This is a genomic window from Massilia haematophila (genome assembly GCF_042647645.1).
In the GTDB taxonomy this organism is placed as follows: Bacteria; Pseudomonadota; Gammaproteobacteria; order Burkholderiales; family Burkholderiaceae_D; genus Telluria; species Telluria haematophila.
In genome coordinates this window covers 1757997-1773786 of sequence record NZ_JBHRVV010000001.1, presented here as the reverse complement: position 1 = coordinate 1773786, position 15790 = coordinate 1757997, and the positions used below count along the sequence as shown (strand labels likewise).

The following is a 15790-nucleotide window of genomic DNA, read 5'->3' as shown; positions in this document are numbered from 1 at the left end:
CTACAGCGTGTGCCTGGTGTGCGGGATGCCCAGTTCGTCGTAGATCTCGTAGATCACCTCCAGCATGTTCGCCAGCTCGGGCGAGCGGTCCATGTGGCGCGCGCTGAAGATGATCGGCGACACCGCGCTCAAGTCGTCGAGCGGGCGGTACACCACGTCGGTGCGGATCATGCCCTGCAGGCTCTGGGGGACGACCGCCACGCCCTGGCCGGCGCCCACCAGGCCGACGGCGATCTGCAGCTCGCGCACCTCGAGCACCGTCTGCGGCACCAGGTTGCGCTCCTTGAAGGTCGCCAGCACCTGGTCGGCAAAGCTCGGGCGCGGACTCTTCGGATAGACCAGCAAGGGTTCCTGCACCACCTGGGATAGCTTCACCGGCCCCTCGGCCATGCTCAGGCGATGGCCCGCGGGCAGGGCCACCATCAAGGCCTCCTCGCGCAGCACGATGCGCCGGATGGCCGGATCCTCGCTCTTGAGCCGTCCAAACCCGACATCGATCCTGCCCTCCTTGAGCGCCTGCAGCTGCTCCATCGTGGTCAGTTCATGGAAGCTGATCTCGAGCGACTGGTAGCGGTTGCGGAAGCGCCGCACGATCTCCGGCAGCAGGCCGTACAGGGTGGACGCGACGAAGCCGATCGCGAACTTGCGGTCGATCTTGCCCACGCGCTGGGTCATCGCCTTCAGGTCCGCGGCCTTGGCCAGCAGCTCGGCCGCGTGGGCGTGGAAGAACTTGCCGGCGTCGGTCAGGCGCAGCGGCCGCGAACCCTTTTCGATCAGGACCACGCCCAGCTCTTCCTCGAGCTGCTGGATCTGCCGGCTCAGCGGCGGCTGCGCGATGTTCAGGCGCTCGGCGGCGCGCGTGAAGTTCTTCTCGTCCGCCACGGCGACGAAGTAACGCAAGTGACGCAATTCCATCTCCATACCTCCAGGGTATTGAAACCATACTAAATCAGTGTTGGACGGCCATCAGTTTCGGGAATATCGTGTATTCACCTTACATATTATACGAACCGAATATGATTCGCGAAATCGAAACCACGCTGGTCGACGTCCCGACGATCCGCCCGCACAAGCTGTCGGTGGCGACCATGAACACCCAGACCCTGGTGCTGGTGCGCATCCTGTGCGAGGACGGCATCGAAGGCTGGGGCGAGGCCACCACCATCGGCGGCCTGAACTACGGCGAGGAAAGCCCGGAGAGCATCAAGGCCAACATCGACGCCCACATCGCCCCGCTGGTGCTGGGCATGGACGCGAGCGGCGTGGCGCCGGTCATGAAGAAGCTGCGCAAGACGATCCAGGGCAACCGCTTCGCCAAGTGCGCGATCGAGACCGCGCTGCTCGACGCCCAGGCGCAGCGGCTCGGCGTGCCGCTCTCCGAGCTGCTCGGCGGCCGGGTGCGCGACAGCGTGCCGGTGGCCTGGACCCTGGCCAGCGGCGATACCGCGAAGGACATCGCCGAAGCCGAGCGCATGCTCGAGGCGCGCCGCCACCGCATCTTCAAGCTGAAGATCGGCGCGCGCAGCCTGCGGGAGGACGTCGAGCACGTCCTCGCGATCAAGCGCGCGCTGGGCGACCGCGCCAGCGTCCGCGTCGACGTCAACCAGGCGTGGAGCGAACTCGATGCGGTGCGCGGCATTGCCCGGCTCGAAGCCGGCGGCATCGACCTGGTCGAGCAGCCGGTGGCTGCCTCCAATCGCGCCGCGATGCGGCGCCTGGCGGCGCGCTTCGATGTCGCGCTGATGGCCGACGAGGCCCTGCATGGCCCGCTCGACGCCTTCGAGATCGCCCGCATCGAGGGCGCCGACGTGTTCGCCGTGAAGATCGCCCAGTCCGGCGGGCTGGTGCCGGCGCAGCAGGTCGCCACCGTTGCCCAGCTGGCCGGCATCGGCCTGTATGGCGGCACGATGCTGGAAGGCGGCATCGGCACGGCCGCCACCGCGCACCTGTGCGCCACCTTCACCGACCTGTCCTGGGACACCGAGCTGTTCGGACCGCTGCTGCTGACCGAGGAAGTGCTCGAGGAGCCGCTGGTGTACGCCGACTTCGCGCTGCAGGTGCCGTCCACGCCGGGCTTGGGCGTACGCGTCGACGCCGACAAGCTGCGCCGCATGCGGCGCCAGTGATATTCAAACGGAGAACCCCATGCTATTTCACGTAACGATGGAAGTCCAACTGCCGCCGTCCATGCCCAAGGACCAGGCCGACGCGCTGAAGGCGGAAGAAAAGGCGCTCGCCGCGCGCCTGCAGGAAGAGGGCAGCTGGCGCCACCTGTGGCGCGTGGCCGGCCAGTACGCCAACGTCAGCATCTTCGACGTGCCGGGCAACGAGGAACTGCACGCCTTGCTGATGTCGCTGCCGCTGTTCCCCTACATGCGCATCGAGGTCACCCCGCTGTGCCGGCATCCGTCCTCGGTCCGCACCGGCGACCTGTAAGCGTCGAACCCTACACCTACCAGATCTATCAGGAGACAAGCATGAACCACCAACAAATCGACTTACTCGCCAAGCAATGGATCGTCGACGCCGCCGACGGCCCGGCCAACCCGCGCGTGCAGGCCATCGTGCTGCGCCTGGTCGCCGACCTGTGCAAGGCGATGGAAGACCTCGACATCCAGCCGAGCGAATTCTGGAAGGGCGTCGAATTCCTCACCAACGCCGGCAAGAACAACGAGCTGGGTCTGCTGACCCCGGGCCTGGGCCTGGAGCGCTTCATGGACATCCGCGCCGACGAAGCCGAGGCCCGCGCCGGCATCGAGGGCGGCACCCCGCGCACCATCGAAGGCCCGCTGTACGTGGCCGGCGCGCCGGAAGCCCAGGGCTTCGCCCGCCTCGACGACGGCAGCGAGAGCGAGCAGGCCGAGACGCTCTTCATGCAGGGCACCGTATTCGACGCCGACGGCAAGCCGCTGCCGGGCGCCAAGGTCGAAGTCTGGCACGCCAACCTGCTGGGCAACTACTCCTTCTTCGATGCGACCCAGTCGCACTTCAACCTGCGCCGCACCATCGTCACCGACGCCCAGGGCCGCTACGGCTTCCAGTCGATCATGCCGAAAGGTTACGGCTGCCCGCCGGGCGGCAGCACCGCCACGCTGCTCGGCCTGCTGGGACGCCACGGCCAGCGCCCGGCCCACATCCACTTTTTCGTCAGCGCCCCGGGCCAGCGCAAGCTGACCACCCAGATCAACATCGACGGCGACGAATACCTGTGGGACGACTTCGCCTTTGCCAGCCGCGAAGGCCTGGTGCCGCCGGTGACCCGTGTCGAGGACCCGGCCGCGATCGCCGCGCGCGGCCAGGACAAGCCGTTCTCGTCGATCGATTTCGATTTCCACCTGCACCGCGAGGTCGACGCCGCGCCCAGCGCGCAAGTCGAACGCCAGCGCGCCGCAGCGTGAGCCAGCCTGACAGGAGCATGCCATGATCCCCATCCATCCCGTACCCGTGCGTCCCGTGGGCAGCGAGGTCGACCTCGATGCGCTGCTGGTGGAAAACCACGACACCGGCGACCACCGCCTGCACCGCAGCGCGTTCACCGATCCGGCGCTGTTCGAACTCGAGATGAAGCACATCTTCGAGGGCAACTGGATCTACATGGCCCACGAGAGCCAGATCCCGAACAACAACGACTACTACACGCTGCACATGGGCCGCCAGCCGGTGTTCATCGCCCGCAACCGCCAGGGCGAGCTGAATGCCTTCATCAACGCCTGCAGCCACCGCGGCGCCCAGCTGTGCCGCCTGAAGCGCGGCAACAAGGCGACCTACACCTGTCCCTTCCACGGCTGGACCTTCAACAACAGCGGCAAGCTCCTGAAGGTGAAGGCCCCGGAAGACGCGGGCTATCCCGACTGCTTCAACAAGGAAGGCTCGCACGACCTGAAGAAGCTGGCGCGCTTCGCCAACTACAAGGGCTTCCTGTTCGGCAGCCTGAACCCGGACGTGCCGCCGCTCGAGGAATTCCTGGGCGAGGCGGCCAAGATCATCGACATGATCGTCAACCAGTCGCCCGATGGCCTGGAAGTGCTGCGCGGCGCCTCGACCTATACCTTCGAGGGCAACTGGAAGCTGCAGGCCGAGAACGGCGCCGACGGTTACCACGTCTCGGCGGTGCACTGGAACTATGCGGCGACCACCAACCGGCGCAAGGAAGCGGCCGAGCGCGAGGACAAGATCCGCGCCATGGACGCCGGCAAGTGGGGACGCCAGGGCGGCGGCTTCTACGCCTTCGACCACGGCCACATGCTGCTCTGGACCCAATGGGCCAATCCCGAGGACCGGCCGAACTACCCGCGCCATGCCGAGTACGCGGCGCAGTACGGCAAGCCGACCGCCGACTGGATGGTCGAGCGCTCGCGCAACCTCTGCCTGTACCCGAACGTCTACCTGATGGACCAGTTCGGGTCGCAGATCCGCCTGCTGCGCCCGATCTCGGTCGACAAGACCGAAGTGACGATCTACTGCATCGCGCCGAAGGGCGAGTCCGACGAGGCGCGCGCCCGCCGCATCCGCCAGTACGAGGACTTCTTCAACGTCAGCGGCATGGCCACGCCCGACGACCTGGAGGAATTCCGCGCCTGCCAGGCCGGCTACGCCGGCAGCGCCATGCCCTGGAACGACATGTGCCGCGGCGCCTCGCACTGGATCCAGGGTCCGGACGAGGCGGCCAAGGAAATCGGCCTGGCGCCCGTGATGAGCGGCGTACGCACCGAGGACGAAGGCCTGTACACGGTGCAGCACCGCTACTGGCTCGAGGTCATGCGCAAGGCCCAGGCCGGGCAAATGGCATCCGACAAGGGAGAACAGGCATGAGCACCATCGCCATCCACGACGTGGCCGCCTTCCTGTACCGCGAGGCGCGCCTGCTCGACGACGAAGCCTGGGACGACTGGCTCGAATGCTACCACCCGGACGCGCGCTTCTGGATGCCGTCCTGGGACGACGACGGCCAGCTGGTGAGCGACCCGCAGCGCGAGATCTCGCTGATCTACTACCCGACCCGCCAGGGCCTGGAGGACCGCGTGTTCCGGATCAAGACCGAGCGCTCCAGCGCCACGGTGCCCGATACCCGCACCAGCCACAACATCGCCAACATCGAGATCGAGAAGCAGGACGGCGGCGTGGTCACGGTGCGCTTCAACTGGCACACGCTGAGCCACCGCTACAAGACCGACTTCTCGTACTTCGGCATGTCGCGCTATGTCATCGATTTCGGCCACGAATCCGGCGGCGGCCAGCCGCGCATCCTGGACAAGTACGTCGTGCTGAAGAACGACTACATCCACCAGGTGATCGACGTCTATCACATCTAGACAGCTTCAGATCAGCTTCAAGCCAGCTTCAGTTCAGCTTCAGTTCAGCTTCAGTTCAGCTTCAGTTCAGCTTCACAACATCGCCGCAACGCAGCCCGGCAGGGCGGCCTGCGGCCTAGGAGACCGACGATGAGCCATCACATCGCCCTGCAGTTCGAAGACGGAATCACCCGCTTCATTGCGTGCAACGACAAGGAAACCCTGTCCGACGCCGCCTACCGCCAGCGCGTCAACATTCCGCTCGACTGCCGCGACGGCGCCTGCGGCACCTGCCGCGCCCACTGCGAGTCGGGCAGCTACGACATGCCCGAGTCCAGCTATATCGAGGATGCGCTGGAAGCCGCCGATGCCGCCAAGGGCTTCGTGCTGGCCTGCCAGATGCGTCCGACCTCCGATTGCGTGGTCAAGATCCTGGCCACCTCGCAGGCCTGCAAGTCCGGCGCCCACAGCTACCAGGGCAAGATCGCCAGCGTCGAACAGTTCTCGCCCTCGACCATCCGCTTCGCGGTCGACGTCGAGGAAGGATCGGCGCCCGGCTTCCTGCCCGGCCAGTACGTGAACGTCCAGGTGCCCGGCACCGCGCTGACGCGCTCGTATTCCTTCAGTTCGGCGCCCGGCGCCGGCCACGTCGAATTCGTGGTGCGTAACGTGCCGGACGGGCGCATGAGTGGCTACCTGGCAGGCCAGGCGGGCGAAGGCGACGCCATCACTTTCGTCGGCCCCTTCGGCAGCTTCTATCTGCGCCCGGTGACGCGCCCGGTGCTGTTCCTGGCCGGCGGCACCGGCATCGCGCCTTTCCTGTCGATGCTGCGCAGCCTGGAGCAGGGCGGCTTCGCGCATCCGGTGCGCCTGGTCTACGCCGTCACCAACGACTGCGACCTGATCGGCATCGACGAGCTCGACCGCATCGCGCAAGCGCACCCGAACTTCCGCTACGTGACCTGCGTCGCGGCGCCCGAGAGCGCGCATCCGCGCAAGGGCTACGCCACCGCCCACGTCGAGCCGGCATGGATGAACGACGGCGAGGTCGACGTCTACCTGTGCGGCCCGCCGCCGATGGTGGACGCGGTGCGCGGCTGGCTGGGCGATATCGGGGTCGAGCCGGCCAGTTTCCATTACGAGAAGTTCTCGCCGAACGCAGGAGCATGACATGAACGATCACGCAAACGCGCGCGCGCGCTTCAAGGACAAGGTGGTGGTGGTCACCGGCGCGGCCCAGGGCATCGGCCGCGGCGTGGCGCTGGCGGCGGCGCGCGAGGGCGCCCAGCTGGTGCTGGCCGACCGCGCCCCCATCCTGGAAGAAGTCGGCGCCGAAGCCCAGGCCCTGGGCGCTCTGGTCACCCTGGCGCAGGTCGACCTCGAGACCTATGCCGGCGCCACCGCGCTGGTGGAAACCGCGCTGCGCGAGTTCGGTCGCATCGACGTGCTGGTGAATAACGTCGGCGGCACGATCTGGGCCAAGCCCTACCAGGAATACGCGGAGGAAGAGATCGAGGCCGAGATCCGGCGCTCGCTGTTCCCGACCCTGTGGTGCTGCCGGGCCGTGCTCCCAAGCATGATCGCCCAGCGCGGCGGCGCCATCGTCAACGTCTCGTCGGTGGCGACCCGCGGCATCCACCGGATTCCGTACTCGGCCGCCAAGGGCGGCGTGAACGCCTTGACCGCCAGCCTGGCTTTCGAGCATGCCGGCGACGGCATCCGCGTGAATGCCGTGGCCACCGGCGGCACCGAGGCGCCGCCGCGCGTGGTGCCGCGCAACCCCAAGCCGCTGAGCGCGCAGGAGCAGGTCTGGTACCAGGGCATCGTCGACCAGACCGTCTCGTCGAGCCTGATGGGCCGCTACGGCAGCATAGACGAGCAGGTCGCCGCGATCCTGTTCCTGGCCTCGAGCGAGGCGTCCTACATCACCGGCAGCGTGCTGCCGGTGGCCGGCGGCGACCAGGGGTGAACATGACCAGCATATCCGTGAATGGCGTGACGCTCCACGTCCGCTGCGACGGCGACCGCAAGCGTCCGGCCGTCGTGCTGTCGAATTCGCTCGGCACCGATTTCTCGATGTGGGACGCGCAGGCCGCCGTGCTGGCGACGCGCTTCCACGTCCTGCGCTACGACACGCGCGGCCATGGCGCCTCCAGCGCCCCGCGCGGCCCCTACACGATCGCGCAGCTGGGCGCCGACGTGATTGCGTTGCTGGACCATTTCGACATCGAACGCGCGCACGTCGTCGGCCTGTCGATGGGTGGCGTCACCGCCCAATGGCTGGGCGTGCACGCACCCGGGCGCATCGGCAAGCTGGTGCTGGCGAATACGGCCTCGAAGATCGGCAGCGCCGAAGCCTGGCAGGCGCGGGCGGCGGCGGTGCGGGCGAACGGCATGAACGAGATCGCCGCCGGCTCGCCCGCGCGCTGGTTCACCCCGGCCTTCCTCGCGCGCCAGCCCGTGATCGTGGGGGCGATGCAGAAAACCGTGCGCGGCCTCGACCCGGAAGGCTACGCGGCCTGTTGCGAGGCCCTGGCCACGGCCGACCTGACGCCGGACCTGCAGCGGATCGCGGCGCCCACGCTGGTCATCGCCGGCGCCGACGATCCCGTGACGACGGTGGCCGACGCCCAGGCGCTGGCCGGCGCGGTCAAGGGCGCGGCGCTGGTGAGCCTGCCGGCATCGCACCTGTCGAACGTGGAGGCGCCGGACCGCTTCAGCGACGCCGTCGCATCCTTCCTGCTGGCCTGAAGCGGCCAGCGGCATACCTCCAGAGGAGACACGCATGCTGCAGACGGATCAACGCAGTGCGGCGCAGGCCGTGCCGGAAACCGGGCGGCCAGAGACGGTCCATGCTGGCCGCAGCTGGTCCGACTGGTCGGTGTCGAGCGTGACGGCGGGCTTCCTCGCCGTGCTGGTCTCGTTCACTGGACCGCTCGCGATCTTCTACCAGGCGGCCCAGGCCGCGAACGCCGACAGCGCCACCTTCGCCTCCTGGGTCTGGGGCATCTTGATCGGCGCCGCCGTCTCGGGCATCGTCCTGAGCTGGATGCTGCGCGCGCCCATCATCACCGCCTGGTCGGCGCCCGGCACCGCCTTGCTGATCGCGCTGTTTCCCGGCCTGTCGCTGAACGAGGCGGTCGGCGCCTACCTGACGGCCGCCGCGATCCTGCTCGTCATCGGCCTGTCCGGCAGTTTCGACCGCCTGATGGCGCTGGTGCCGAAGGGCGTGGCCAGCGGCATGATGGCGGGGATTCTGCTGCCCTTCGGCCTGAACGCCTTTCGCGCGACCGCCACGCTGCCGCTGCTGGCCTGCGGCATGATCCTGGCCTATCTGGTGTTCCGGCGCTGGGCCGCGCGCTACAGCGTCTTGCTGCTGCTGGTGGCCGGCGTGCTGCTGGCGCTGGCCCAGGGCGCCACGCATTTCTCGGGCGTCGCGCTGCAGCTGGTGGCGCCGCAGTTCATCCGGCCGGCCTGGTCCTGGGCCAGTACCTTCAGCCTGGCCTTGCCGCTAGTGCTGGTCACGCTCGCCGGCCAGTACCTGCCCGGCATGGCCGTCCTCAAGACCTCGGGCTACGACACCCCGGTGCGCCCGATCATGGGCATCAACAGCCTGGTGTCGCTGGCGGTGGCGGTGACCGGCGGGATCACGATCGCGATCGCCGCCATTACCGCCGCCATGTGCACCGGGACGGACGCCCACCAGGACCCGCGCCGGCGCTACGTCGCCGGCATCGCCAACGGCGTGTTCTACCTGCTGGCGGGCCTGTGCGGCGGCTCGATCGTGATGCTGTTCGCCGCCCTGCCGAAGGAGCTCGTGATCACGCTGGCCGGCCTGGCCCTGCTGGCGCCGATCGCCGCCAACCTGGGCGGCATCGTCGCCGCCGAGGATCACCGCGAAGCCGCGGTCGTCACCTTCCTGGCGACCGCCTCGGACATGCGCTTCCTCGGCCTCGGCTCGGCCTTCTGGGGCATCGTGATCGGCATGCTCGCGTACTGGATTCTTCACGCAAGGCGTTCGCACAAGGAGAGCAAATAAAAAAGCAGCAGGCAGGTTCGCAGTTCAAACGACATCAACGATAACGGAGACAGGTTCATGCGACACATCGACATACACAAGATCGCCGACGCGGCGGCATTCAACGGCTTCCACGCCAGGCTGCTGCTGTGGTGCGCCATCATCATCATTTGCGACGGCTACGACCTGGCGGTGGCCGGCATCGCGCTGCCGTCGATCATGCAGGACATGGGCGTGACGGCGCAGGACGCCGGCTTCATGGTCAGTTCGGCGCTGTTCGGCATGATGTTCGGCGCCATCTTCCTCGGCACGCTGGCCGACCGCATCGGCCGGCGCTGGGCCATCGTGATCTGCCTGGCGCTGTTCAGCGTGTTCACGGCCGCCGCCGGCCTGACCAAGGACCCCTACGTGTTCAGCGTGATGCGCTTCCTCGCCGGCCTGGGCATCGGCGGCGTGATGCCGAACGTGGTCGCGCAGATGACCGAATACTCGCCGCGCAAGATCCGGGCGACGATGGTGACCCTGATGTTCAGCGGCTATGCCGTCGGCGGCATGCTGGCCGCCGTCCTCGGCAAGGGACTGATCGAGCAGTACGGCTGGCAGTCGGTGTTCCTGGCGGCCGGCTTGCCGGTCCTCCTGATCCCCTTCGTCCTGAAATCGATGCCGGAATCGATGCCTTTCCTGGTCAAGCAGGGGCGCTTCGAGGAACTGAAGGCGGTCCTGCTGCGCCTCGCCCCGGACTTCCGCGCCCAGCCCGGCGACAGCTTCGCGCTTCCGGTCGTCGATCGCGCCTCGGGCGCGCCGGTCGGCAAGCTGTTCCAGGACGGCCGCGCCTTCAGCACCCTGATGTTCTGGGTCGCCTTCTTCATGTGCCTGTTCATGGTGTATGCGCTGAGCTCCTGGCTGACCAAGCTGATGGCCGGCGCCGGCTACAGCCTCGGTTCGGCGCTGACCTTCGTCCTGGTGCTGAACTTCGGCGCCGTGATCGGCGCGGTCGGCGGCGGCTGGCTGGCGGACCGCTTCCATATCAAGTACGTGCTGGTCGCCATGTATGCGCTGGCGGCGGTGTCGATCACCTTGCTCGGCTACCCGGTGCCGACCCCGGTCCTGTTCCTGCTGGTGGGCCTGGCGGGGGCGTCGACCATCGGCACCCAGATCGTGACCTATGCCTATGCCGGCCAGTTCTACCCGAGCGCGATCCGCTCGACCGGCATCGGCTGGGCATCCGGCGTCGGCCGCAGCGGCGCGATCCTGGCGCCGATCGTGATCGGCACCCTGGTGGGCATGGCGCTGCCGCTGCAGCAGAACTTCCTGGCGATCGCGATCCCCGCCGTCGTGGCCACGGTCGCGGTATCGCTGATCCGCCACGAACGCTCCGCCGCCGCATCGGCGCCGCTGGCCAGTCCGGCCAGTCAGACCAGCAAGGCTGCCTGAGCGGCTTTTTCGTTCAATCCGCGCGGTGCGGCAAACCGGCCCGCCGCGCATTTTCATACACAACCATGATCGACAAAACCTATGCATCGCTGGAGCGTGCCGTCGCCGACGTGCACGACGGCGCGACCGTCATGATCGGAGGCTTCGGCAACGCGGGCATGTCATCAAGACTGATCGATGCCCTCATCGCGCAAGGCGCGCGCGAGCTCACGATCGTCAACAACAACGCCGGCAACGGCGACACCGGCCTGGCCGCGCTGCTCGCGGCCAAGCGCGTACGCAAGATCGTCTGCTCGTTTCCGCGCCAGGCCGACTCGCACCACTTCGACGCGCTGTATCGCGCCGGCGAGATCGAACTCGAACTGACCCCGCAGGGCAACCTGGCCGAACGCATCCGCGCCGCCGGCGCCGGCATCGGCGGCTTCTTCACCCCGACCGGCTACGGCACCCTGCTGGCCGAAGGCAAGGAAACCCGCCTGATCGACGGCCGCCATTACGTTCTCGAGTCCCCGATCCACGCCGACTTCGCCCTCATCAAGGCAAACAAGGGCGACCGCTGGGGCAACCTGGTGTACCGCAAGACCGCGCGCAACTTCGGCCCGATCATGGCGATGGCCGCCAAGGTGACGATCGCCCAGGTATCCGAAATTGTCCCGCTGGGCGAACTCGACCCCGAGGTGATCGTCACCCCGGGCATCTTCGTCCAGCGCGTCGTGAAGGAGGCAACATGAACCGCTTTACCAGAGACCAGATCGCCGCGCGCGTGGCCCAGGATATCCACGAGGGCGCCTACGTGAATCTCGGCATCGGCCTGCCGACCAAGGTCGCCAACTACCTGCCGAGCGACCGCGAAGTCTTCCTGCACAGCGAGAACGGCCTGCTCGGCATGGGTCCGGCCCCCGCGCCCGGCGAGGAAGACGAGGACCTGATCAACGCCGGCAAGCAGCCTGTGACCCTGCTGACCGGCGGCAGCTATTTCCATCACGGCGACTCGTTTGCCATGATGCGCGGCGGCCACCTCGACATCTGCGTGCTGGGCGCGTTCCAGGTCTCCGAAAAAGGGGACCTGGCGAACTGGCACACCGGCGCCCCGGACGCGATTCCGGCCGTCGGCGGCGCCATGGATCTCGCCATCGGCGCCAAGCAGGTGTTCGTGATGATGGACCACCAGACCAAGACGGGCGAGAGCAAGATCGTGCGCGCGTGCAGCTATCCGCTGACCGGCGTGGCCTGCGTGAACCGCATCTATACCGACCTGGCGGTGATCGACGTCACGCTTGACGGCCTGCGCGTGCGCGAGATGGCGCCGGGGCTCACGTTCGACGAATTGCAGGCGGTAACAAACGCGCCGCTGCTGGCACCTAGCGCTGGCGGATGAGCAGCCAGGCAGCGGATACCAAGCCATAAGCGCAGTTATTCGAAGCATAAAGCCCTGTTTTTACAGGGCTTTTTCATTTTTGCCTATGCTGGCGCGGCGAAACCGGGGATAATGCCCGATCTCGTTTGTGCATTCATCTGGAATTCCCATGGAAATCAAAGTCAACTTCCTCGACAAGCTGCGCCTGGAAGCCAAGTTCGACGACTTCACCGTCATCGCCGACCAGCCGATCCGCTACAAGGGCGACGGCTCGGCCCCCGGTCCTTTCGACTACTTCCTGGCCTCGTCGGCCCTGTGCGCGGCATACTTCGTGAAGCTGTACTGCGACACCCGCAACATCCCGACCGAGAACATCCGCCTCTCGCAGAACAACATCGTCGACCCGGAAAACCGCTACGCCCAGATCTTCAAGATCCAGGTCGAGCTCCCGGCAGACATCTCCGACAAGGACCGCCAGGGCATCCTGCGTTCGATCGACCGCTGCACCGTCAAGAAGGTGGTGCAGCAGGGGCCGGAATTCGTGATCGAGGAAGTCGAAAGCCTGGACGCCGACGCCCAGGCCCTGCTGACCCTGCAGCCGGACGCCGCAGCGCGCACCTATATCCCGGGCAAGGACCTGCCGCTCGAGGAAACCATCGCCAACATGGCGGGCAAGCTGGCGTCCTGGGGCATCAAGATCGAGATCGCTTCCTGGCGCAATATCGTGCCGAACGTGTGGTCGCTGCACATCCGCGACGCGCATTCGCCGATGTGCTTCACCAACGGCAAGGGCGCGACCAAGGAAAGCGCCCTGGCCTCGGCCCTGGGCGAGTACATCGAGCGCCTGAGCAACAACCATTTCTATGCCGGCTCCTACTGGGGCGAAGAGATCGCCAACGCCGACTTCGTGCACTACCCGAACGAGCGATGGTTCCAGCCCGGCCCCGACGATGCACTCCCGAGCGAGATCCTCGACGCCTACTGCCTCGAGGTCTACGACCCCGACGGCGAGCTGCGCGGCTCGCACCTGGTCGACACCAACTCGGGCAACGTCGAGCGCGGCATCGTGTCCTTCCCCTATGTGCGCCATTCGGACGGCGAGACCGTGTACTTCCCGTCCAACCTGATCGAGAACCTGTACGCCAGCAACGGCATGAGCGCCGGGAACACCCTGGCCGAAGCCCAGGTGCAGTGCCTGTCCGAGATCTTCGAACGCGCCGTCAAGCGCGAGATCCTGGAAGGCGAGCTGGCGCTGCCCGACGTGCCGCAACACGTGCTGGACAAATACCCGGGCATCCTCGCCGGCATCAAGGGGCTGGAAGAGCAGGGCTTCCCGGTGCTGGTCAAGGATGCCTCGCTGGGCGGCCAGTATCCGGTAGCCTGCGTGACCCTGATGAACCCGAAGACCGGCGGCGTGTTCGCTTCCTTCGGCGCCCACCCGAGCTTCGAGGTGGCGCTGGAGCGCAGCCTGACCGAATTGCTGCAGGGGCGCAGCTTCGAGGGCCTGAACGACCTGCCGCAGCCGACCTTCGCCAGCGAAGCCGTGACCGAGCCTTATAACTTCGTCGAGCACTTCATCGATTCCAGCGGCGTGGTGTCCTGGCGCTTCTTCAGCGCGAAATCCGACTACGATTTCGTCGAGTGGGATTTCTCGGGCCAGGGCGAGGATTCGAACGTCCAGGAAGCCGCGACCCTGTTCGGCATCCTGGAAGAGATGGGCAAGGAAGTCTACACGGCGGTCTACGACCAGCTCGGCGCGACCGCCTGCCGCATCATCGTGCCCGGCTACTCGGAAATCTACCCGGTCGAGGACCTGGTCTGGGACAACACCAACAAGGCGCTGCTGTTCCGCGAAGACATCCTGAACCTGCATCGCCTGGATGACGACAGCCTGGCGGACCTGCTCGATCGCCTGGAGAACAACGAGCTGGACGAATATTCCGACATCGCCAGCCTGATCGGCATCGAATTCGACGCGAACACCGACTGGGGCCAGCTCACCGTGCTCGAGCTGCGGCTGCTGATCAACCTCGCCCTGAAGCGCTTCGAGGAGGCCCACGAGCTGGTCGGCGCCTTCCTCCAGTACAACGACAACACCGTCGAGCGCCGCCTGTTCTACCAGGCGCTGAACGTGGTGCTGGAAGTGGTGCTCGACGAGGAGCTGGAGCTCGACGATTACGTCGTCAACTTCCGCCGTATGTACGGCAACGCGCGCATGGACGCGGCGCTGGGCTCGGTGGACGGCAGCGTGCGCTTCTTCGGCCTGACCCCGACCAGCATGCAACTCGAGGGGCTTGACCGGCACCATCGCCTGATGGACAGCTACAAGAAGCTGCATGCCGCGCGGGCGAAGGCGGCGGCGTCCACCTGATAGGCGTTTCGTGGCCGGGACGGCACCAGCCGTCCTGGCCAGGGCGCTGCGGCCCTGGCGACAGGGTATTCATGGCCCTCAATCCTCGTGCGCCTCCACGCCGGCCACTACAGGCGCTGCCGCCGTGGCCAGGTAATTGTCCTTGAGCCGCACGTAATGCTCGGCCAGGTAGCGCACCTGGCCCAGCTCGTCCTCCGTCAAGGGCCGCACCCGCCGCGCCGGCCGTCCCAGGTAGAGAAATCCGCTTTCCAGCACCTTGCCCGGCGCGACCAGGCTGCCGGCGCCGACCAGGACATGGTCCTGGATGACGACGTCGTCCATCAGGATCGCGCCCATGCCGATCAGGCAGTTGTTGCCGATGGTGGCGCCATGGATGATCACCGAATGGCCGACCGTGACGTAGTCGCCGATGACCAGCGGCGTGCCGACCGGGTTGTGTTCGCTGCGGTGCGAGACGTGGCCGATGGTGAAATCCTGGATGTTGGTGCAGCGCCCGACATGGATGTGGTTGACGTCGCCGCGCAGGACGGCGTTGCACCAGATCGAGCTGTCGTCGCCGATGCGCACCTCGCCGATCACTTGCGCCGACTCGTGCACGAAGGCCCGCCCTCCGATCTCGGGGTGGAAATCGAGATAGCCGGTGATCGACATTGTCAGCTCCTGTGAATGTGCGGGGGAGGGCGCGCGGGCGCTTCCCGTCCTGTCGGTTTAGGCCGCCGGAACGCGAATAAGTTCGACCGGCCGGGACATCGACGCGCAGCAGGCTTGGCGCTGCCTGTGAGAATGCGAGGATTTTCGCGTGGGAAATTTCAGTATAGTCAGGACCGGCTGCCTGCTGCTGGCCGGCCCTCGACCGACTCTTCTCATCCCGGAACGCCATGTCTACAAGAAACCATGCAGGACGCATGCTCGTCCTTCTGTTGTGCGCCATCGCGCTCGCTCCCGCGGCCGCCAGGGAGGGCACGCAGGCCAGCGAGCGGCAGATCAAGCAACGCATCATCGACGAATCGATCGCCTCGTATCCGGGCCGCTGCCCCTGTCCCTACAACGTCACGCGCAACGGCAGCGCCTGCGGCGGCCGCAGCGCCTGGAGCCGCAAAGGCGGTTATGCGCCGATCTGCTACGAGCGCGAGGTGACCAGGGAAATGGTCAGCGAACGACGCAAGCAGGAGCGGGGTCCGGCGCGGGAGGAAAACAGCCGGCGCGTCGCGGCCGACTGAGCCGGTTCGGACGACGAATCCGGCAACGCGCAGACCTCGTCGATCTACGAGGTGCGCGCCGCCCCGCATCCGGCGCATAATGCACGCGTTCCCCAGGGA

General features: G+C 66.9%; 16 protein-coding genes. 14 read left to right on the top strand and 2 right to left on the bottom strand.

Translation table 11 applies throughout. The features are described 5' to 3' along the window. A complete protein-coding gene (locus tag ACFOPH_RS07915) occupies positions 1 to 915 on the bottom strand; it encodes a LysR family transcriptional regulator (RefSeq protein ID WP_379734616.1) in 915 nt (304 codons plus the stop codon). Between the two features lie 101 nt (positions 916 to 1016). On the opposite strand from ACFOPH_RS07915, the gene ACFOPH_RS07910 reads away from it, so the two are divergent. From ACFOPH_RS07910 to ACFOPH_RS07850, 13 genes are all read left to right on the top strand, one after another. Continuing rightward, positions 1017 to 2126 carry a muconate/chloromuconate family cycloisomerase gene (locus ACFOPH_RS07910; RefSeq protein ID WP_379734614.1) on the top strand — a complete coding sequence of 370 codons (1110 nt, stop codon included), beginning with the start codon at positions 1017 to 1019 and terminating at the stop codon, positions 2124 to 2126. A gap of 19 nt (positions 2127 to 2145) precedes the next feature. Beyond that, positions 2146 to 2436 (top strand): muconolactone Delta-isomerase, encoded by a 291-nt coding sequence (gene catC / locus ACFOPH_RS07905; protein WP_312553007.1) that lies wholly within the window; start codon positions 2146 to 2148, stop codon positions 2434 to 2436. Between the two features lie 41 nt (positions 2437 to 2477). Next, positions 2478 to 3398 carry a catechol 1,2-dioxygenase gene (gene catA, locus ACFOPH_RS07900; RefSeq protein ID WP_312553010.1) on the top strand — a complete coding sequence of 307 codons (921 nt, stop codon included), beginning with the start codon at positions 2478 to 2480 and terminating at the stop codon, positions 3396 to 3398. A 22-nt stretch (positions 3399 to 3420) separates the two neighbouring features. After that, positions 3421 to 4812 carry a benzoate 1,2-dioxygenase large subunit gene (benA, locus tag ACFOPH_RS07895; RefSeq protein WP_379734611.1) on the top strand — a complete coding sequence of 464 codons (1392 nt, stop codon included), beginning with the start codon at positions 3421 to 3423 and terminating at the stop codon, positions 4810 to 4812. Further along, complete coding sequence (benB, locus tag ACFOPH_RS07890; RefSeq protein WP_312553016.1) at positions 4809 to 5312, top strand: benzoate 1,2-dioxygenase small subunit; 504 nt, start codon at positions 4809 to 4811, stop codon at positions 5310 to 5312. Before benA ends, benB begins: the two co-directional genes overlap by 4 nt. A gap of 129 nt (positions 5313 to 5441) precedes the next feature. Continuing rightward, the gene (gene benC / locus ACFOPH_RS07885) at positions 5442 to 6461 is read left to right on the top strand and encodes a benzoate 1,2-dioxygenase electron transfer component BenC (protein ID WP_379734609.1); all 1020 of its coding nucleotides are present in this window, start codon (positions 5442 to 5444) and stop codon (positions 6459 to 6461) included. A gap of 1 nt (position 6462) precedes the next feature. Further along, positions 6463 to 7260 (top strand): 1,6-dihydroxycyclohexa-2,4-diene-1-carboxylate dehydrogenase, encoded by a 798-nt coding sequence (locus ACFOPH_RS07880; protein WP_379734607.1) that lies wholly within the window; start codon positions 6463 to 6465, stop codon positions 7258 to 7260. 2 nt (positions 7261 to 7262) lie between these two features. Beyond that, positions 7263 to 8042 carry a 3-oxoadipate enol-lactonase gene (gene pcaD, locus ACFOPH_RS07875; RefSeq protein ID WP_379734605.1) on the top strand — a complete coding sequence of 260 codons (780 nt, stop codon included), beginning with the start codon at positions 7263 to 7265 and terminating at the stop codon, positions 8040 to 8042. 34 nt (positions 8043 to 8076) lie between these two features. Continuing rightward, positions 8077 to 9330: a benzoate/H(+) symporter BenE family transporter gene (locus ACFOPH_RS07870; RefSeq protein WP_379734603.1), complete on the top strand. Its 1254-nt coding sequence runs from the start codon at positions 8077 to 8079 to the stop codon at positions 9328 to 9330. 57 nt (positions 9331 to 9387) lie between these two features. Beyond that, positions 9388 to 10743, top strand: coding sequence for an MFS transporter (locus tag ACFOPH_RS07865; RefSeq protein ID WP_379734601.1), 1356 nt, complete (start codon positions 9388 to 9390; stop codon positions 10741 to 10743). A 65-nt stretch (positions 10744 to 10808) separates the two neighbouring features. Next, entirely contained in the window at positions 10809 to 11474 is a 666-nt protein-coding gene (locus ACFOPH_RS07860; protein WP_379734599.1) for a 3-oxoacid CoA-transferase subunit A, read from the top strand. Continuing rightward, complete coding sequence (locus ACFOPH_RS07855; RefSeq protein ID WP_379734597.1) at positions 11471 to 12121, top strand: CoA transferase subunit B; 651 nt, start codon at positions 11471 to 11473, stop codon at positions 12119 to 12121. The genes ACFOPH_RS07860 and ACFOPH_RS07855 overlap by 4 nt, the downstream gene beginning before the upstream one ends. A 148-nt stretch (positions 12122 to 12269) precedes the next feature. Beyond that, entirely contained in the window at positions 12270 to 14471 is a 2202-nt protein-coding gene (locus tag ACFOPH_RS07850; RefSeq protein ID WP_379734595.1) for an OsmC domain/YcaO domain-containing protein, read from the top strand. Positions 14472 to 14549: 78 nt separating this feature from the next. Here ACFOPH_RS07850 and ACFOPH_RS07845 read toward each other — a convergent pair whose 3' ends face one another. Beyond that, positions 14550 to 15122, bottom strand: coding sequence for a gamma carbonic anhydrase family protein (locus ACFOPH_RS07845; RefSeq protein WP_379734593.1), 573 nt, complete (start codon positions 15120 to 15122; stop codon positions 14550 to 14552). Positions 15123 to 15376: 254 nt separating this feature from the next. On the opposite strand from ACFOPH_RS07845, the gene ACFOPH_RS07840 reads away from it, so the two are divergent. Then, positions 15377 to 15691 (top strand): hypothetical protein, encoded by a 315-nt coding sequence (locus tag ACFOPH_RS07840; RefSeq protein WP_379734591.1) that lies wholly within the window; start codon positions 15377 to 15379, stop codon positions 15689 to 15691. The last annotated feature ends 99 nt before the right edge of the window (positions 15692 to 15790 follow it).